At 36.2% G+C, this 19682-nt stretch carries 17 protein-coding genes and 1 tRNA gene; 14 read left to right on the forward strand and 4 right to left on the reverse strand.

Annotated features, from left to right (window positions below):
* The 9 genes from TRESU_RS05970 (at nt 1) to TRESU_RS06010 (ending at nt 10929) form a co-directional block, all read left to right on the forward strand.
* The gene (locus TRESU_RS05970; RefSeq protein ID WP_169309747.1) at nt 1–1620 is read left to right on the forward strand and encodes a spiro-SPASM protein; all 1620 of its coding nucleotides are present in this window, start codon (nt 1–3) and stop codon (nt 1618–1620) included.
* Nucleotides 1595–2548: a hypothetical protein gene (locus TRESU_RS05975; RefSeq protein ID WP_013701376.1), complete on the forward strand. Its 954-nt coding sequence runs from the start codon at nt 1595–1597 to the stop codon at nt 2546–2548. Before TRESU_RS05970 ends, TRESU_RS05975 begins: the two co-directional genes overlap by 26 nt.
* A 14-nt stretch (nt 2549–2562) precedes the next feature.
* Nucleotides 2563–5097: a cytidylyltransferase domain-containing protein gene (locus TRESU_RS05980; protein ID WP_013701377.1), complete on the forward strand. Its 2535-nt coding sequence runs from the start codon at nt 2563–2565 to the stop codon at nt 5095–5097.
* A 35-nt stretch (nt 5098–5132) separates the two neighbouring features.
* On the forward strand, nt 5133–6701 hold the full coding sequence (locus TRESU_RS05985; protein ID WP_013701378.1) for an ATP-grasp domain-containing protein: 1569 nt from the start codon (nt 5133–5135) through the stop codon (nt 6699–6701).
* Entirely contained in the window at nt 6698–7729 is a 1032-nt protein-coding gene (locus TRESU_RS05990; protein ID WP_013701379.1) for an N-acetylmuramoyl-L-alanine amidase family protein, read from the forward strand. The genes TRESU_RS05985 and TRESU_RS05990 overlap by 4 nt, the downstream gene beginning before the upstream one ends.
* A 2-nt stretch (nt 7730–7731) precedes the next feature.
* Nucleotides 7732–8196: a GerMN domain-containing protein gene (locus TRESU_RS05995; RefSeq protein ID WP_013701380.1), complete on the forward strand. Its 465-nt coding sequence runs from the start codon at nt 7732–7734 to the stop codon at nt 8194–8196.
* Between the two features lie 134 nt (nt 8197–8330).
* A complete protein-coding gene (locus tag TRESU_RS06000) occupies nt 8331–9416 on the forward strand; it encodes a flagellar filament outer layer protein FlaA (RefSeq protein ID WP_013701381.1) in 1086 nt (361 codons plus the stop codon).
* A gap of 95 nt (nt 9417–9511) precedes the next feature.
* A complete protein-coding gene (locus TRESU_RS06005; RefSeq protein ID WP_013701382.1) occupies nt 9512–10765 on the forward strand; it encodes a tetratricopeptide repeat protein in 1254 nt (417 codons plus the stop codon).
* Between the two features lie 92 nt (nt 10766–10857).
* Nucleotides 10858–10929: transfer RNA gene (locus TRESU_RS06010), tRNA-Glu, on the forward strand.
* A 226-nt stretch (nt 10930–11155) separates the two neighbouring features.
* On the opposite strand, the gene TRESU_RS06015 is transcribed toward TRESU_RS06010, so the two are convergent.
* Both TRESU_RS06015 and TRESU_RS06020 read right to left on the reverse strand, forming a co-directional pair.
* Nucleotides 11156–12358, reverse strand: coding sequence for an aspartate-alanine antiporter-like transporter (locus tag TRESU_RS06015; protein ID WP_013701383.1), 1203 nt, complete (start codon nt 12356–12358; stop codon nt 11156–11158).
* Between the two features lie 729 nt (nt 12359–13087).
* Complete coding sequence (locus TRESU_RS06020) at nt 13088–14095, reverse strand: 2-hydroxyacid dehydrogenase (protein ID WP_013701384.1); 1008 nt, start codon at nt 14093–14095, stop codon at nt 13088–13090.
* Nucleotides 14096–14567: 472 nt separating this feature from the next.
* Between TRESU_RS06020 and TRESU_RS15545 the strand changes: the two genes are divergently transcribed.
* Nucleotides 14568–14852, forward strand: a complete 285-nt coding sequence (locus tag TRESU_RS15545; protein ID WP_052299546.1) for an HMA2 domain-containing protein — start codon at nt 14568–14570, stop codon at nt 14850–14852.
* Complete coding sequence (locus TRESU_RS06030) at nt 14800–15513, forward strand: HAD-IC family P-type ATPase (RefSeq protein ID WP_245535717.1); 714 nt, start codon at nt 14800–14802, stop codon at nt 15511–15513. The genes TRESU_RS15545 and TRESU_RS06030 overlap by 53 nt, the downstream gene beginning before the upstream one ends.
* A 374-nt stretch (nt 15514–15887) precedes the next feature.
* Here TRESU_RS06030 and TRESU_RS06035 read toward each other — a convergent pair whose 3' ends face one another.
* Both TRESU_RS06035 and TRESU_RS06040 read right to left on the reverse strand, forming a co-directional pair.
* Entirely contained in the window at nt 15888–16799 is a 912-nt protein-coding gene (locus tag TRESU_RS06035; RefSeq protein WP_013700533.1) for an IS1595 family transposase, read from the reverse strand.
* 16 nt (nt 16800–16815) lie between these two features.
* Nucleotides 16816–17145 carry a hypothetical protein gene (locus TRESU_RS06040; RefSeq protein ID WP_013700534.1) on the reverse strand — a complete coding sequence of 110 codons (330 nt, stop codon included), beginning with the start codon at nt 17143–17145 and terminating at the stop codon, nt 16816–16818.
* 285 nt (nt 17146–17430) lie between these two features.
* On the opposite strand from TRESU_RS06040, the gene TRESU_RS06045 reads away from it, so the two are divergent.
* From TRESU_RS06045 to TRESU_RS06055, 3 genes are all read left to right on the forward strand, one after another.
* Nucleotides 17431–18591, forward strand: a complete 1161-nt coding sequence (locus tag TRESU_RS06045) for a heavy metal translocating P-type ATPase (protein ID WP_245535718.1) — start codon at nt 17431–17433, stop codon at nt 18589–18591.
* Between the two features lie 3 nt (nt 18592–18594).
* Nucleotides 18595–18891 carry an HMA2 domain-containing protein gene (locus tag TRESU_RS06050; protein ID WP_013701386.1) on the forward strand — a complete coding sequence of 99 codons (297 nt, stop codon included), beginning with the start codon at nt 18595–18597 and terminating at the stop codon, nt 18889–18891.
* A gap of 69 nt (nt 18892–18960) precedes the next feature.
* On the forward strand, nt 18961–19563 hold the full coding sequence (locus TRESU_RS06055; RefSeq protein ID WP_013701387.1) for a flavin reductase: 603 nt from the start codon (nt 18961–18963) through the stop codon (nt 19561–19563).
* Nucleotides 19564–19682: the final 119 nt, after the last annotated feature.

Genomic DNA, 19682 nt, shown 5'->3' on the forward strand with positions numbered 1-19682 from the left:
ATGAAGAATTTAGTTTTTTTATATATAGATGAAAATTCGGCTCATGCTTTTGAAAAGGTTTTTTCTGAAAAATCATGTTTTGAAAAGTGTCTTGAATGGGCGGCTGATGTTTCAAGTTTGTGCGGAATTGTTGTTGCCTGCTTTGAAGAAAATAAAAATACAGTTGAGACTTTTGCATCTTCGTTTGATAAAGCAAAAATAAAAGTTGTTTCAAAAAATTTTTGGAATACTGCAATATTAATAGAAGAAATGCTTGCTCAGGTTTCTTGTTTTTCAGCGGACGATGTTGTTTATTCTTCGGCGGACAGACCATTTCTTGATAGAGAGCTTACGAGTGAACTTCTTGAAAGCCACAGAAAATATATTTCTGAATATACTTTTGCCGATGGCTATCCTTATGGATTTTCTCCGGAAATTATAAATTCTGGAACATTAAAAATCCTTTCTGCTTTTGCATCTGAAACTCACAAGGAGCTTGGAGAATTGCCTGTTTCAAATGAGTGCATTTTCAATGTTATGAAAGCTGATATAAATTCTTTTGAAATTGAATCTGTGATTGCACCCAAAGATTTCAGAATGCTGCGTTTTGATTTTTCATGTTCACAGAAAAGAAATTTTGTTGCTTGCCAGAAACTTTATACGAATGCATTGAAAAATGAAATTCCACTTACTGCCAAAAGTCTTTCTGAACTTGCTGAAAACTGTACTGAAGTTCATCAGACTTTGCCGGCATTTTACAATATTCAGATTTCAGAAAACTGTCTTGCAAATCCATTTTACAATCCTTATCCAAAAGCTTTTAAAAATAAATTCGGATTTTTCCCATTTGAAAAAGAAAATCCAAATCCAAAAGATATGACCTTGGAAAAATTTAATTTTCTTGTTGAGCAGATTTCCAGTTTTTCAGAGGATGCCGTAATTGGCTTGAGTGCTTGGGGAGAACCTTTGCTTAATAAAAACTTTTCTGAATTTGTTGAAATTGTTTTGCGCTATAAGAATCTTTCTGTTCTTGTAGAAACAGATGGAATTTTAGTTACTGAGCAGCTTGCTTCAAAAATTTTTGAAATTTCAGAGCGAGCCGGGAAAAGAAAAAATGGAGCTGAAAATGTAACTTGGATAGTTTCAATTGATTCTTTTAGCGAAGATATGTACAACAAAATTTTTTCAAATGGAAACTTTAATTCTGCAGTGAATTCAATTCTTGCTTTAAATAAATTTTTCCCGACTTCTGTTTATCCGCAGTTTACAAGAATGAATGAAAATGAAGATGAGCTGGAAAAGTTCTATAGATTTTGGCATTCAAAGAATTCTCCTTCCGTCGGAAAAGTTATAATTCAAAAGTACAATGATTTCTGTAAACTTTTGCCTTCAAGAAAACCCGCCGATTTATCTCCGCTTGAAAGAAATGTCTGCTGGCATTTAAAGCGCGACATGACAATTCTTTGCACAGGCGATGTTCCGCTTTGCAGGCAGTTTTTGTTTTCCTCAATAGGAAACGTTTTTGATGAAGGTGTAGAGAATATCTGGAAAAAATATTTTGATGAAATTAAAAATCAGCTTGAAAAAAAATATGGAGAAAAATGCAAGGATTGCGATGAATACTATACCTTCAATTTTTAATCAGCATAAAATTTCTTATACAGTCATCGGCGGAACGGAAAATCCCAAGCAAATTCTTATGCCTGTTACTTGCATAGTTCTTAGCAGGTCGGGAAGACATTATAGAACGCGAGTTCTTGAAAATTTACTGCAGAAGGGATTTGAAAAAATTATAAGCGTGAATCCTGAAAATGAACGGAAAGCAGTAGATTCATTTGCAAGACATTTTCCTACTGTAAAATTTTTAGTTGCATTGGAAAATGTTTCTCAGGGTGAGCTTTTGAATATTGCCTTTTCTGAATCTGAAACCCAGTATGTTTTAGTTGTTCAAGAAGAAATGTGCCTTGAAAAATTTTCTTTCGATGCTTCTATGGTTTCTAAGTTTATGAATAAAAATCAGTTCTGCATTGCTCCAAGACTTTTTTCTGACAGCTCTACAAAACTTCCTGTTGCACTTTTTCCTTCAGCAAGGAAATCTGTTTTTGATGTTGAAGCTGATTCTGTTTTTTTAGACGGACAACCAACTTTGTATCCGGCTGATTACGCAGGTTTTTATAACCGTGAAAAATTTATTCTTCTTGGCGGAATTGACTATACGATTTCTTCTGAATACTGGCAAAAAATTGATTTCTTTTTTAGAGCATGGCTTTGGGGCGAAAAGATAAATTTATCCAAAGGATTTGAGTTTAAATACACAGGCGCAGTTCCTGAAGAAAACCTAACGGTAGATATTTCGTATCTTAGGTTTTACTTGAAAAATCTTTTGCCCACTTTTTTATCAGATCATGCAAAAATACCGTGGATTTCATATTTTGCTTTTAAACTAAAAAGTTCTTGCGGATTTGTTGAGTCAATGCGGCAATTTAAAGATGCTATGCGGTGGACAAAAGAAAATCAGTATAGATTTAAAACAGATGCTGTTGCGCTTATTGAAAACTGGGGAAAATAATTCTGAGGTAAAAGATGAATTTAAAAAAAATAAAAGAAGGAATTAAAAAAATTGTTGCTGGAAGAAAACGTGTCGTTGTAATTGTCCAGTGCCGTTTGTCTTCTACAAGGCTTCCAGGAAAAGCTCTTTTGCCTCTTGGGGGAAAAACAATTCTTGAATGGACTTTAGCTTCAATGAAAAAAGTTGAGGCTTCAAAATATTTTCTTGCTGTTGATGAGCAAAGCAGGGAAGAACTAGAGCCTATTGCAAAAGAATGCGGCTGGGATTTTTATGCTGGCTCTCAGTCTGATGTGCTTGACAGATTTTGCAATGTTGTAAAAATTTCCAAAGCTGATGTTGTTTTAAGAGCTACTGCTGATAATCCATTTTTATTTTATGAGGCAGCACAAAAGCTTGTTGATGAATATTTTTTTAGAGAAAAAAATTCTCCAGTTGACTACATTACATTTTCTGGACTTCCTCATGGTTCCGGAGTTGAAGTGTTCAATGCAGACTCTTTGCTTGAAGCTGCATCCGAAACTGACCTTCCTTATGACCATGAGCATGTAGGTCCTGCGCTTTACAATCATTCTGAAAAATATATTTGCGCATTTGTAAAAGCACCGCAGGAATTTTATTATCCAGATTATCGAACTACAGTCGATACTTTTTCTGACTATAAAAGAGCTTTAAGAATTGTAAAGAAAATTTCCAATAAGAAAATTCCATCAGAACCTTATTCTGCGACTGAAATTTTAAGTGCGCTTTCATTTCCTGCTGTGAAAAATCCTGTCCTTTTAATTCCGTCTGTAAAGAAAGGTCATGGAACCGGGCATTTAAGAAGATGTCTTGAACTTGCAATTGTAAACGGCTGGGATATTTATATTCCAGATGACGCTGATTTAACCCAGCGTTTGGATTTAATTGAAGATGCGCGCATAAACGGACTTGATGATTTTCAGATTGTAAATAATATTTCAGATTTGACTGAATATTGTCTTGCGATTACAGATTTGTTTTTTGCTGATAATAATTTTATTCGTTCCATAGCATCAAAAATTCCAGTTGCAAGCATTGATGAGGGAAACTGTGACAATGGCTATGCCGAATATCTTTTTGATATAATTCCTTCTTTAAAGTCGAATCGAAATGTAAATTATTACAATCCTGCTTTTATTCCTTTGCCAGAAAAAAAACGCGCTTCTTTTCCTGCAAAAATAAACAATGCTCTGATTTGCATTGGCGGAGAAGATCCTGCAAAACTTCTTTTAAAATCTGTTGTTGCACTTGCAAAAAACAATATTCGTGTTTTGGCAGTTTCGCCTTCAAAAGAAAAAATTATTGAAACAGAAAAAAATATTCCAGAAGATTTAAAAAAATATATAACTGTTTCTTCTCCAATTGAAAATTTAAAAGAAGAACTTTTTAAATATGATCTTGTTGTTACTCACTTTGGCTTTACAGCTTTTGAAGCTGCTGGCGCAGGTTGCGCTGTAATTCTCTTGGGAACAACACCTTTGCATATTCGTCTTTCAGTTGCAAACGGATTTAAATGTATTGCTCCTAAAAAAATAAATCAGAAAATGTTCAAGAATCTTCTGACTCAGCCTGAAAATCTTTTAGTCAAAAATAAAATTGAAACTTCTGAAAATCTTGCTTCCTTTACAAAAAAAATCTCGCTTGGAATCCATTTAGAATGTCCTGTCTGCAAAACTGGTGAAGGCTTTAAAAACAAAATTGTTGCGAGAAACAAAGATAGAACTTACCGAAGATGTGCAAACTGCGGAATGATTTATATGTCTTGGACTTTGTCGGAATTTCAGACTGAATATAATCATGCGTATTTTTTTGAAGATTATAAAAAACAATATGGAAAAACTTATCTTGATGATTTTGATTCAATAAAATCTGTCTGCCTAAGGCGTATTGCAATTATAGATTTTTTCTATAGACTTGCAAATAGAATTTCAAAAAACATTCCTTCTGTCTTGGATATTGGATGCGCTATGGGACCTTTTCTTTCTGCTGCAAACGATTCTGGATGGCAGGTTTTTGGCGCGGACATTTCTCAAGGCGCGGTTGAGTATGTTCAGCAGACTTTGAATTTTCCGGCTAGCTGCGTAAGTTTTCCAGATGCGGATTTTGTTTCAGAATTCGGAATTGAAAAATTTGACGCGGTTACAATGTGGTACGTTATAGAACATTTTAAAAATCTTGATTCCGTGCTGAAAAAAATTTCTGAAATTGTAAAAGACGGCGGAATATTTGCGTTTAGCACTCCGTCTGCTTCTGGAGTCAGCGGAAAATATTCTACTGATGATTTCTATGAAAAAAGTCCCGCTGACCATTATACAATTTGGGAAATAAAATATGCAAAAAAAATTTTGAGAAAATACGGTTTCAAAATTGTAAAAGTTGTTTCAACCGGAATTCATCCGGAACGTTTTCCGCTTGCAAAAAAAATGAAATGGAGTTCAAATTCTTTGCCAATGAAATTTTTAGCTGACTTGTGCAAAATTTTAAATTTGGGCGATACTTTTGAGGTTTACTGCAAGAAAATTAAATCCTAAAATCAGTTTGCCTTTATGTCGAAAATAATAAGTAAATGAATGACCGTTATATTTTGATTTTGGGCGCTGGATTAATGCAGCGTCCTTCAATAGAAGCAGCAAAAGAACTTGGCTACAAGGCTCTTGTAATAGATGCGAATCCAGACGCGGTTTGTGTTCCGTTTGCAGATCGCTTTGAAAAAATAGATTTAAAAGATACAAATGCAATTGTTGATTTCTCTTTGTCTCTGGGAAAAAATCTTTGCGCGGTTTTTACAGCCGGAACAGATTTTTCAGCTCCAGTTTCTCTTGCTTGCCAAAAATGCGGATTTGTTTCTCACAGTTTTGAATCTGCTATGAATGCCAGCAATAAAATTCTTATGCGTGAATGCTTTAAGAAAAATAAAATTCCTTCTCCTGATTTTTTTGAAGCCGATGAAAACTATATAAATTTATTTCAGAAAAATAAAACTCCGGAAATTCATTTTCCAAAAGTTGTAAAGCCTGTAGACAATATGGGAGCACGTGGCTGTAGGCTTGTTAGAAATAAAGATGAATTTCTTCCGGCCTTAAAAGACGCTGTTTGCTTTTCTCGTACAAAAAAAGCTATTGTTGAAGATTTCATGGAAGGACCTGAATTTTCAATAGATGCGCTTGTTGTAAATGGAAAAGTTATTATAGCTGGGTTTGCTGACCGCCATATTTTTTTTGAGCCGTATTTTGTTGAGCTTGGACATTCAATGCCTTCTGAAATTTCAGAAAATAAAAAACAGGAAATTGTAAAAGTTTTTACAGATGCGGTTCATGCGCTCGGACTTACAAATGGAGTTGCAAAGGGAGACGTAAAGTACACAAAACAAGGTCCGATGATTGGCGAAATTGCGGCGAGACTTTCAGGCGGATATATGTCGGGCTGGACTTTTCCTTATTCATCAGGATTTGAACTTACAAAAGAAGCAATGAAAATCGCATTGGGAATTCCTTCTGATTTTTCAGATATTAATGAAATTCCTTCTGCAAAATTCAGCCATGAAAGAGCGTTCATTTCAATTCCCGGAAAAATTAAGAAAATCTACGGCGAAGAAAAAGCCTGGGCTTCTCCATTTTTAAAAAATATTTTTTTCAGAGTAAAAGAGGGTAGCGCAGTTGATTTTCCGCGGAACAATGTTGAAAAATGCGGAAATGTCATATCATCGTCAAAAGAACGCGGGCTTTCAAAAAAAAGCGCGGAATCCGCAGTTGCCCAGATTGTTCTTCGCCTGGAGCCGAAAAATCCGCAGACTGAAAAGTTTCTTTACGGTTTTGAGCTTCCGCAGGAAAAAGGATTTCCGTTCAGCGCATTTGACTTCAATACAAAAGATGAAAAATTTCTGGACGAGCTTGAGCAGATTCCGTTCATTGAAAAAAATCAGCCTGCGCAAAATTGTATTCCAGAAAGCATAAAAAAAATTATGGAAAAGCGCGACTGGAATTTTAGAAGCGTAAGAAATACACTTTTTCTTTTTGACAAAATTTCACCTGAGCATCCTAGGCTTGATTCAAAAAAATTCTGGTGCTGTCTTTTGCGTGCCGGCATTCAAGGAATTTTGTATTATTCAGATTCTGTTCAGCTGGAGGAAAAATGAAGGTAAAAAGTTTTGTTTTTTTTCTGATTGCGTTTTTTCCATTTCTAATTTTTTCTCAAGATGTAAAAGTCGATTTTCTTAAGAATGTGCAGAAATCAGGAATTTCCTTTTACTGGGATCCTCTGACTTCTTGCGGTCTTCTTGAAAAAAACGGACACAGAATTTCGTTCAGGGCAGGCGATTCTTTTTTTCTTCAGGATTACAAAACTCTTGTGCAGGAAGACGCTCCTTCATTTGAAAACGGAAAACTTGTTTCTTCCCAGTCATTTTTTAACCTAGCTGAAAATTTCTTTAAATTGCAGAGTTCAGAAGCCCCTTATAAGATTGGCGCTATTCTCATTGATCCGGGACATGGCGGAAAAGATCCTGGCGCAAGTTCAATCCATGTTTCAGACGGAAAGAAAATCAAGGTTGTTGAAAAAGATATAAACTTAAAAGTCGGGCTAAGGCTCCGTGATTATCTTAAAAAAGCTTATCCAGAAAAAAATATTTTGATGACGCGCAGCACGGATGTTTTCCTTACACTTTCTCAACGCACAGAAATTGCAAATTCAGTAAAACTAAAGGAAAACGAAGCGATTCTCTATGTTTCTGTCCACGTAAATTCCAGTCTTAGCGAAAAAGTTACCGGATATGAAGTCTGGTATCTTTCTCCGGGATACCGCCGTCAGGTTTTGAATTCAAAGTCAGTAAATGAGGACGCTTCTATTCTGCCGATTTTGAATAGTATGACAGAAGAGGAATACACAACTGAATCAATTCTGATGGCGAAATTTATAATGAACGGAATTTCAGCACAGGTTGGAGCATTGAGCAATTCGCGCGGAATAAAAGAAGAGGAGTGGTTTGTCGTCAGGAATTCAAAAATGCCGAGCGTCCTTATAGAACTTGGTTTCCTTACAAACAAAAAAGAAGGCTTGCTTTTGAACGATGACAAGTACTTGCAGAAACTGTCTCTTGGAATATATAATGGGCTTCAAGAATTTGTGACGAATTTTGAGCGGACCCGCGGATTTACAGGAAACTAAAATTGAATAGAAAATCAAAAGTAAATATTTTCGCGCTTGTTTTTGCAGGCGTATTATTTGGCTCGCTGATTGTTTCGGGCGCGGCTTTTTATTTTTATAAGTATCATTGCAGGCAGATTTTTTATTTTGAATCCTATGATTCAAGCCGGATTTGCACAGAAACACGTTATTCAGAAAAAAAGGACGGAGATGAGGAAATAAGAGCTTTTGTTGACGACCTTTTGCTTGGACCTATGACAAACCGCTTTAAATTTCTTTTTTCTCCTGGAACAAGAACTGAATTCTGCTTTTCAAACGGAAAAGAGCTTTACGTTGGACTTTCAAAGCAGGCTCTTTTTGTCGATTCAGAAACGTTCAATATGAGGAAAAATGTCTCATTGCTAAGAAAAAATATTGTGAAGAATTTCACAAATATCAATAAAATTTATATATATATCGATGGAAAGCCTGTGTTTGCGGAAAAATAGCTTTTGTTTGCCTGTTTTATTTTGCGGTTGTTTTATACAAAAAAAAATAAAATAAAATAAGTTGACAAAAATGTTTTCTTAATAGATACTGTTATAACAAGGCTACATCATATATGTATTAAAAGGAGCTTCTAATGAAGAGGACTTTATTTTTAACCGTTGCTGCAATGATTTTGGCAGGTTCAGTTGCTGTTGCAAGAGAATCAGTTCTTATTGATTTTTCACAGCTCGATGCAGACACTGTAGCAGACGAAAACGGAAATCCAACACAGAACAGCAGAACTGTAATGGATTATTCTGTTGCTGCCGGCGCGACTTTCACAAGTGATCAGAAAACACTTATGAAGACTTCACTGGCTCTTCCTGAATGGGAAGTTTTACTTAATTCTTCTGCCAAGAACCCGGTTTCTGTTGCTCTTTCTCAGGTAGTTGCTGCTCCTGTAAAAGAATCAGCAGATGTTCCTTTCGCTGGAAAGAATGTAATGGGCGTTCGTGTTATTTTCCCAACATGGGCAAACAATGCAAATGCAAAAATCGTTCCTGCATTCGATATTCCTGCTTACGAGCCACTTTCTGACGCTGATGAAAACGGTGAGCGCCAGAAGCCAACAGATGAGCAGAAAGGAAAATATCTTTTTGAAGACGGATACGGTGTTGTAAGAAACGTTGGCACATTGAAATCAATTGCTGTTACAACAATGGGTATGAACTATCCACATGCTCTTTATGTTCTTCTTAAAGACAATGACGGAGTAGAGCGCCGCTATCTTATGGGAAATCTCTATTTTGACGGATGGAAAACTCTTATTTGGAACAACCCGGATTATATTTCAGAAGTTCGCACTCGTGAAATCAGAGTTTACCCAATCTATCCACGCGGAATTCCATTTGTAAAATTCGCTGGATTCCAGGTTGCACGTGATGCTTCTCACATCGGAGACAACTTCATTGGTTACTTCAAAGATGTAAAGGTTATTTATGACCTCGCAATCCTTACTTCTGATCGTGACATCGATGACGAAGACCTTTGGGGTATCATTACAAAGAAAGAAAGAGACCGCCAGAATGGTGAGATGGCTCGCTTTGGTAACAAGCAGGTTAACCGCTATCTCGAAAAGTCTAAGATGGCTACAGAAGAAGAATTCACATCTTCTCTTGAAGAGAACTCTGATTCTAACGCACAGTCTTCAACACAGGATTCTTCAGCTACTGTTCAGTAATCTCTGAACCTTGTGTTGTGTCAAAGACCGTCCTTACGGGACGGTCTTTTTTTATGAAATTGAATATAAAACAATAACTTTGTTATATTTTGCTTATGTCTGAAAAAAATTTTATACTTCCTAATAAACTTGAAATTGAAAAACGCTATGAAAGCTATAGACCCGCATTCAATGAAATTCTGGATAAAATTGAAAATCTGTTAAAGCAGAAAATTAATTTGCCTTCAAATCCTACTTATAAAGCTAGAATAAAATCTTTTCCTAGCTATTATAAAAAAATCCTTAGGCAAAAAGCTAAGGAATCTTCGGAAAGCATTGAGCTTGTTACTCTTACGGATATGATTGGCATACGTGTGATTTGTGCCTTTGTTGAAGATCTTGCGCTTGTTGAAAAACAAGTAGTGGAATCTTTTGATGTAAAAGAAATTGAGCGTAAAGGTGCAGACCAGTCATTTAAAGAGTTTGGATATGAGTCAGTTCATATTCTTATTGCAATTCCTGAAAACTGTCTGCCTGAATCAGGAATTTCTCCAGAGCTTAGAAAAAATCTTGTATGTGAAATTCAGGTTCGCACAATTTTGCAGGATGCCTGGGCGGAAGTTGAGCATGAGCTTATCTACAAGTCGGAATTCAATCCTTTTGACAAGCCTTTGAGAAGAAAACTGGCTTCAATAAATGCAAGTCTTACTTTGGCAGATATTATTTTCCAGGAAATCAGGGATTATCAGAAAAAACTTCAAACTGAGCTTGGGGAACGGCGGAATTCATTTTATGAAAAGGCTGACGAATTCTCAGAAGAAATGCTTGGGCAATCCCATCATCAGGTGGCAGACTCTTCTATTATTGGAAGTCCTTTTTCAAAAGGCAGCATAGATGACTTGGTTCTTACAGCATTGCACGAGCATAATACAGGAAATTTTAAGAAAGCGGTTGAAATTTATACACAGATAATCAATTCTGAGCCAGTTCCTCCTGCAATGGTTTTGAGTGTAATTTACAAGCATAGGGGAATGGCATATTTTGCTCAAAGTCTTTATGAACAAGCCTTGAATGACTTTAAGAAAAGCGTTGAGTATGATCCAAAGTGCTTTAGGTCAATTTATTATGAAGGCATTGTTTATTCTGTTCAGGGGAAGGATAAAGAGGCTGTTGAATGTTTTGATAATTCTCTTGCAATTGATGCTTTCCAAAGCCATGTTTATTACAGAAGAGCGCTGGCACTTTTTAATATTGGAAACTATACAAAGGCAATGGAAGATGTAAACAATGCATTGAAGCTTGGACTTGAAAATGAAGACCTAAATACATTGAAGCTAAAACTGATAAAAAAATTTGATATGAATATGTAAAAAAAAAGGCTTTTTTAGTATTTTGCTATTGACATAAAATGCTGATATATGATATATTCTGATTATCGCAATGAGCAATAGCTCTTGTGTATGTCTCCCTCGTCTAGTGGTTAGGACATCGGGTTTTCATCCCGACAACATGGGTTCAATTCCCGTGGGAGATGCTAAAGACCTTGATGCCTTCAAGGTCTTTTTTTTTGATTTAGGGGTTATCAAACCACTAAAAACGGCTGAGTCAAGGTCTTGAGCGTAAGCGTATCTTGACCAGACGTATTTAAAGTAAATTAAATAGAAACTTTTTTAGATAAAAAAAATATTCCCCGACTGTTTGCCGGGGAATAAAAGTTTTATGCTAAGCAGAAGTTATATTGTCTAAAAAGTTTTTGTTGTTTATAAAATCATTACGATTATTTTTGCTGTTAAAACAACAGAAACAAGCGCGAGCGGGTAGGTTGCTGCATAGGCAGAAGAAACTTCGTCTGTTCCTGCAGTTGCAATCAATGAACCCAACGCCGGTGTGCTTGTCATTCCGCCTGTTATAGAACCAAGGTTGTTGAAAATGCTTAGCTTGAATACATAGCGTGCGATTATATAGCCTACAACCATTGGAACTGTTGTCATAACTGCGCCGTAAATAAAGTATGAGAATTTTACATTTGAAACGAAGTTTACGCCGCCAGGAATTCCAGCACCAATAAGGAACAAGACAAGTCCAAGCTCACGCATAAAATTCAATGTCTGCTTGCTGATTCTGCAGTCAAGTTTTCCGATTCTTCCAAAATGACCGATTATGAGTCCCGCGACAAGAGTTCCGCCGGAATTTCCGAGAGAAAAGTTGACTTTTGGGATTTCAATTGCGCCGATTATGCAGCCAAATGCAACTGCAAGGAAAAATGGAAAAAATCCGAATTCTTCAAGCTGTGTAAGATTTGCCTTTGGCTCAGGAATTACTACAGAATTTGCCGCAACAAATGATTCTCTTTCCTTTGCCATGTCGATTTTTAAAATTTTTGGAACAATCTGAACAAAAAGAACAACTCCAAGAACACCGTAAAGATATGCGATTCCGTATCCTGCGCTGATTGCGTCTTGATTTACATTTGGAACTTCTTTTGCCGCTGAAAATCCAGGTGTGCTTGTAAGTCCGCCTGTCAAAAGTCCTGCCGCCATTTCTGGAGAAAGAGTGCTGTCAAACTTAACAAAAATCGCCGCTGTGATTCCGCCGATTGCAATTATTATTACACCAAGCAAAAGATATGCAATTGACTTTCTATTGAAAGTGCGGAAAAACTTTGGACCTGCAATGAGTCCGACCGCTGTAACAAAGAGAGCTGTTCCGATATTTGAAACTAAGCCGAAACTTGACTTTATTGAATTGCTCCATAAAGTGATTTTTTTTTCTTCAATTGAAAATTCTGGAAAATAATGAATTAAAATACCATAGGCAAGGGCAACTATAAGAACACCAGCAGTTCCCAGCGAAATACCTTTTACATTGATTCCGCCGAGCATAAAACCTAGCGCGCCAATAATAAAAATAATGAAAATGACCGACAGTGTGGAGGAACACAGCCCGGCAAGATAAGTAAGCATTTTTTTACCTCTATAAAAAATATATTCTATTTATTATATCACTTTCAAATGACTTATACAATGTGTTCTATATAATAGTCAGGGCAAACGCATTATAAATGTATTCAGCATAAAACTGGCTCCCAGACACGGTTTCCTGGTTCAAAATCGCGCAATAATGGGGATGTCCAATAAGTATCTTTTTTGTCATTCATAGGCTTTTATAGACTTGACCCGAAATTCTAAATGCATATATTACAATCATTTAGAAATTGTTCAGCAATGACATTCAGAGCTTATTGGACATCCTCTGATTGTTGCAAAGTAACTATAGAATTGCCCGCTCACGCGGTCGCAGCAATCAGAGTGTTTTTGCCCCCAGAAACCGTTCCTTCGCGCAAACTTTACTTAAATTATTTATAATGCGTTTGCCCTGTATAATAGTTAATTTTATACTAAAGCCAGTATTCCTAAGACCTGAAGTGAGTATTCCTAAGACCCTGAGTCAATATTCCTAAGGGGCTTAGGAAGTATCACTTAGGCTCTTAGGAAGTATTACTTAGCCTCTTAGGAAGTATCACTTAGGCTCTTAGGAAGTATCACTTAGGCTCTTAGAAAGTATCACTTAGCCTCTTAGGAAGTATTACTTAGCTTCTTAGGAAGTATTCCTTTAGTTTGAAATTCCTAAAAGTGAAAAAAAATACCTTCTTAAAAAAGAAGGCATTAAAAATAATGAAAATCTATTAGTTTTTATTTGACTTCGTTTTTAAGTTCTTTTCCTTCTGTAAAATCCAGAATATTTTGAAGCGTTGTATCTGCGATTGCTTTAAGCGCATTTTTTGTAAGAAATGCCTGATGTCCAGTTATAATTACATTCGGGAAAGTTAAAAGCCGGGCAAGCATGTCGTCTTTTATAACGTCTGCAGACCAGTCTGCAAAGAAATATCGGCTTTCTTCTTCATAAACGTCAAGCGCCGCTCCTCCGATAGTTCTTTTCTTTAAAGCTTTTACTAGCGCATGAGTGTCGATTAAAGCGCCGCGTCCTGTATTTATTATAACCGCATCGTTTTTCATCATGGAAAGAGACTTTTCGTTTACAAGATGCTTTGTATCGTCCGTTAAAGGGCAGTGCAGGCTGATTACATCGCTTTTTTGGAACAATTCAATAAGCGGAATGTATGTAAAGCCTTTTTTTTCAGCCCAGTCATTGTCTGGATATGCGTCGTACATTACGATTTTCATTCCGATTCCAGAAAGACATTCTGCCATTACTTTTCCGATTTTTCCAGTTCCAATGATTCCGGCTGTAAGTCCGCACAAATCCCGGCCTGTGAGTCCATTCAATGTGAAATTTCCAGAGCGAGTTCTTAAATATGCCTGAGGAATTTTTCTTGTAAGGGAAAGCAAAAGCGAAAGAGCGTGTTCTGCTACAGAATGAGGCGAGTACGCTGGAACTCTTGCAACTTTTATGCCGAATTCTTTTGCAGCTTCAAGATCCACATTGTTAAAGCCTGCGCATCTCAATGCAATCATTTTTACACCGCATTTTTTCAGTATGGAAATAACGGTTCTGTTTATGGTGTCGTTTACAAATGTGCATACAATGTCATAGCCTGATGCTGTCAATGCTGTTTTTTCTGTCAGATGAAAGTCAAAAAAATCAATATTGAATAGAAAGTTCTTGTTTTCTTCTGAAAAAGATTCCTTGTCATAGCTGCAGGCATCATAAAACGCAATTTTCAATTCCTTGTTTTCCATAAAAAATCCTCCGGTAAAAAGTTTTAATTTAAATATACAATTTTTTTCTTTAATTTGCATTAGTTTCTGTTTTTTTATTGATATTTTGTGAGAAAGTTGCTTTTACTTTGAAAATGATTATTTTATTGGCTGCAATGTAGACTTGAAAAAATTTATTCAGTTTATATAATGAAAGAAAATATAATACTTGCGAGGTGTTTTTATGACAAAATTAGGTGCATTTGCTATTGGTGTTGCGGTTGGCGGAGTAACTCTTGCTTTGGTAAAAACAGCTGGATTCAAAAAAGTCTGATCTAAAGTTATCAGCGCGGGAATGCAGCTAAAAGATGAAGCTGCTTCTTTTGTTGAAACTGTAAAAGAAGACGCGGAAGATATAAAGGCAGAGGCCGCTTACAATAAAAACGCATCAAAAGCTAATGCTTAAAAATCAGTCTTAAATTATTTAAAAATATCTTTTTAAAAAGGGATTGCAATGGATTTTCAGATTTCTCACAGTCTTCCAGGCAGAGTAAGGCTTAGATATGAGCGTCATATTCTGTCTTTGCGTCAGGCAATGCTTGTTCAGATGCTTGTTGGTCTTCAAGAAGGAATAGTTTCTATTTCTGTTAATACAGTTTCAGGAAGCATTCTTATTGAATACAAAGATATTTCCTTGGAAACAGTTATTTCTTACGTAAAGGCTCTTGATGGGAAGTATCTCAATGATGAAAATCTGCTTTCGAGCGTTTCTGGAATCGTTGCTGTCCCTTACAGTTGAGCATTTTCTAAAAAAATTTCTTCCTCTTCCTTTGAGAAAAATAATTTCTCTTGTTTCAATTGTTCCTCGTGTTCAAAAGGGTATTGCAAGCGTAGTGAGAGGAAAGCCGTTCTGTGCGGAAACTCTTGATGCTGCCGCGATTTCTCTTTCATATTTAACTGGCGACATTGATACTGCTGGAACTATAAATTTCCTTTTGAATATCGGCGATACTCTCGAAGATTACACAAAGCGAAAGTCCCATGACAATTTGACTCAGTCGCTTCTTATAACTGATGAAACCGTTACAATCGTTCAGGATGGAGAAGAAAAAGAAATTTCCACACAGCTTTTAAAGGCGGGCGACATCGTTATTGTTCGCGCTGGCTCTGTAATTCCTGTTGACGGAACTGTTGTTGACGGCGTTGGAATGGTAAACCAGGCTTCAATGACTGGAGAAGCTCTGCCTGTTCAGCGTGAAAAAGGCTCGTCTGTTTTTGCTTCCACAATTATTGAAGAAGGCGAAATAAAGATAAAAGTGAAGGCTTGCGGAGGCGAAACCAAAGTAAGCAAAATTGCAAATATGATTGACCGATCAAATTCACTTAAGGCTGCAAGTCAGGAAAAAGCGGAACGTGTTGCTGACAATCTTGTAAAATACAATTTCGGAATTATCCCCTAACACACTCTTAGTTATTAAAAAAAACAAGAAATATTACAAACGACAAAACTATATTTCTTGTTTTTTTATTATATGCTAAAATTCAAAATCTTTCCATATTAAATCAAAAAAATGTTCATCATAAAAATCAATGTAATTTTTTTTACACCTCATTAAATTTATCCTTTTAAGAGGCTTTCTGTATCATATTGACAAATAACTTATAAATGCTTAATATTATACAAAAAGCGAGAACATTTGTTCCCTTTGTTAATAAATATCAGATTGCCGTTTCCCAAAAGTATCTGATAATCCGTTTCAAAAGCCTTTCTTTCGCCAAAAAGAAAGGCTTTATCTTTATACTATACATTTCAAGGATTTAAATCAATATTGAATTATGCCGCAAATATCCCCTGCTTTAACAGTACATCAAATGAGCTTGTTCCGTTGTTCTGCCGGAAACAGAATTCGTTTACATATTCCTGCAAGTAGTCTACAGAAACGTGATGATAAATTCCGAGAATTCCACGCTTCAACAGTGCCCAGAACGATTCAATTCCGTTTGTATGAAGTCCGTTGCCGAGGCTGTAAATGCTTTCTAAATGATTTACGCTGATTCTGTAGTAGTTGTTTTTATTTGTGTTTTTATGGTTCATAAAATTGTAGCCTCTAAAATCATCGGTCAGAACCGTTGCGTCTTTCTTGCATACGCTGTCAAGAATATTGAAAAGCTGCTTTCCTGTAAGTTTCTTGCCTTCTTCGTTTGGAAGTGCTACCTTTGCGAATACGTGGCTTGAACTTCTTTCTTTTACACCTACAACAGGAGTTTTTTTAGTTCCACGTCCACGCTTTGAAGGCTCTGTTTCGCCGTTCATTTTTCTAGGTTTACCGCCGATATATGTTTCGTCAATTTCGACCATTGCTTCAAATGCTTTTGACATATCAGTGTTTCCCATTGCAGAGCGTATCTGCTTGAGCATTCTCCACGCTGTTTTATATGTTACGCCGATTTCACGCTGTAACTGCAAGCCGGAAATTCCTTTTTTAGAATTCAAAAATAAATGGATTGCATAGAACCATTTACGCAGGTCTGTTGATGACTTTTCAAAGATTGTGTTTTTGAATGGTGAGAATGTATTATTGCAGTTATGGCAGTTACAAAGTTTTAGATTGTCATTTCTGTGCTGAACACGAACTTTTGAACCGCAGTGAGGGCATATAAGAACATCGTTATATCTGATTTTGAGAAAGTATTTTATAACGGCTTTTTCAGTCGGAAACTTTATCATAAAATCAAAGAATGTCATATATGCCTCCTGCTTTTTAGTTTTTCAAAACAGAATCAATAATCAACCTGCTTACTGTTTTATTCTGTTCTTTTGCTTTTTGTTTTATTGCCATTTCCTCAGATTCAAGGCAGGAAATGACAATCCGTCCGTTTTTATATCCTGTATTATTTGTTGTGCTTCCTTTTTTTCTGCCTGCTCCGGCTCTTGTTCCGCCGTGCTGTGTTGTTTTTTCCATAAAATCACCTACATTATAAACCTTAACGCAATATCCAAAACTTGAAGAATTAAAATTGCTATCAGTATTTTTTCCATTCTGTTCATTATTGACACTCCTATATAATTTGATTATTTTTAAACCGTTCATAGATATTGGCGGTATCTATGAACGGTGGAAAACTAAGCAGACAGCTTAGAAACCAGGTCAAGTATGAACTTTAGAAGTTCTAGCAGAAAAACCAGCAAGGCGATTTTGTCTGCTCTTGACCACAGTTTTTTCTTTTTTCGTTTCACATTTCTATTACCTCCTGATGTTTATAATATAATACATCTTGATTATTATGTCAATAAAAATCAAATAAAAATGTAAAAAAAAATATGAAAATTTGTCGAATTTTATGTTATATTAAGAGTGTATGAGGGGATAATTCCGTTGTTTTTTATAAGAGTGTATAAAGGGATAATTCCGTACAATTTTTTAATTGCGGGTCTTGCGTATTTCTTTACACGTAACTTTACAAAGGCGGCTTCAACATTGCTTGTGGATTATTCCTGCGCCATGAAGCTTTCTGCTCCGATTTCAGTTCTTTCTGCAATGAGAGATTGTGCCCGGAACGGAATTCTTGCGAAAGGCGGAAAATTTCTTGAGGAATTTGCGGAATCTGACACAATTGTTTTTGACAAGACAGGAACATTGATAGAATCAAACCCTGTTGTAAAAAAGATTGTTGTTTTTGGCAGCAGAAAGGAAAATGAAGTTTTAAAACTTGCTGCTTGCCTTGAAGAGCATTTCCCGCATTCTTTGGCTCGTGCTGTTGTAAATGAAGCTGCGTCCAGGGGATTGAACCACAAGGAAGAGCATACAAAGGTCGAATATATTCTTGCGCATGGAATTGCTTCCAGCCTTGACGGAAAAAAGCTCCGCATAGGAAGCGCGCATTTTATCTTTGATGACGAAAAAATTCCGCTTACAAAAGAAGCCGATGACTGCATAAATACAATAACTGGCTGTTCCCAGCTTTATTTTGCAATTGACGGAGAACTTGCCGCTATAATCGTAATTGAAGATCCAATCAGAAAAGAATCTTGCGCTGTAATAAAAAAATTGAAAGACTCTGGCTTTAAGAATGTGATTATGATTACAGGCGACAATAAGCATACTGCAAAAGAAGTTGCGGAAAAAACTGGCGTAACAGATTTTGTTGCTGAAGCTCTTCCAGACACAAAAGTATCCTGGATTGAAAAGCTTAAGAAAGAAGGGCACAAAGTTGTTATGGTTGGAGACGGAATCAATGATTCTCCGGCTCTTTCTGCGGCAAATGTTGGAATTGCAATGGGAAAGGCAAGCTCAATTGCAAGCGAGACTGCGGATATTCTTCTTCCTGACGACGGCTTGGATTCTCTTCCAGTTTTGCGGAAAATAAGCCGAAACTTGATTTCAAGAATTCACGGAAACAGCCGAGCTATAATCGGAATAAATTCTGCGCTCATTGCCGGCGGACTTGCTGGTTCCATAACACCGCAAATGGCTGCCTTGCTTCATAACAGCTCCACAGTTGCAATCAGCGTGAATGCAATGAGTTCCTTGGACTAAAAAATGATTGTTTCAAGTTTTTTCCCAGGAAGAATCCGTTTACGCAATGATGTTTTTAAAGATGATGATATATTTTCCGCATTGTATTCTGCTGTCGGAAGCCATTCTGCCGTAAAAAAAGTTGAGCGCAATGAAAGAACTGGCAGCGTGCTTGTTGAATATATTTCAGAAAATTTACCCATGGAAAAACTTCTTGCCTTAAAAGATGAGTTTTTTGCGCTTGGAAAACTTGCGGAATCCTATAGCAAAAAAATAAGCCAGTTATTCTTGAAAAAATTCATGAAATCGAAAAAAAATTAAAATAGCTTTGCATATTTTATATGCTTTTGTTATATTTAAAGTAATTCAGTTTCTTAACGGAGGTTTTTTATGGATAACAAGGCTATGTTCAATTTGTCTTACGGTCTTTTTATTTTGACTGCAAAAGACGGCGAAAAAGACAACGGCTGCATTGTGAATACTGTAGGGCAGGTTACTTCCCAACCTAACAGAATTTCTTTGACGGTAAACAAAGCGAATTATACGCACGATATGATTCTGAAAACAAAAGAATTCAATGTTTCCGTTCTGGCAGAAAATTCTAAATTTGAAACTTACAGGCATTGGGGCTTCCAAAGCGGTAGAAATACAGATAAACTTGAATCAATTTCTTTTAAAAGATCTGCAAACGGCCTTGTTTATATTGCGGATGAAACAAACGCATTTTTGAGCGCGAAAGTTGTTTCTACACTTGATTTGGGAACGCACACTCTTTTTATTGCTGATGTTACAGACGGCGAAGTTTTGTCGCAAGTTCCTTCAGCAACATATTCATTTTATCAGAATAATATAAAGCCAAAGCCAGCTTCCACGGAAAAGAGAAAGGGCTTTATTTGTACTGTCTGCGGATATATTTATGAAGGTGAAACTTTGCCTGACGATTTTATTTGCCCTGTATGTAAGCATCCAGCCTCGGATTTTAGACCGCTTTAATGAATTTTTTGTGTCATTGTCGGAGCGTTACATGCAATCTAGCTGTTTTCATACTGAAAAATTCAATATTTTCTAAAAAAATTGATATTTTTGCAAATTCATATTGACATTTTTTTTTG

This window comes from Treponema succinifaciens DSM 2489 (assembly GCF_000195275.1).
GTDB classification, from domain to species: Bacteria; Spirochaetota; Spirochaetia; order Treponematales; family Treponemataceae; genus Treponema_D; species Treponema_D succinifaciens.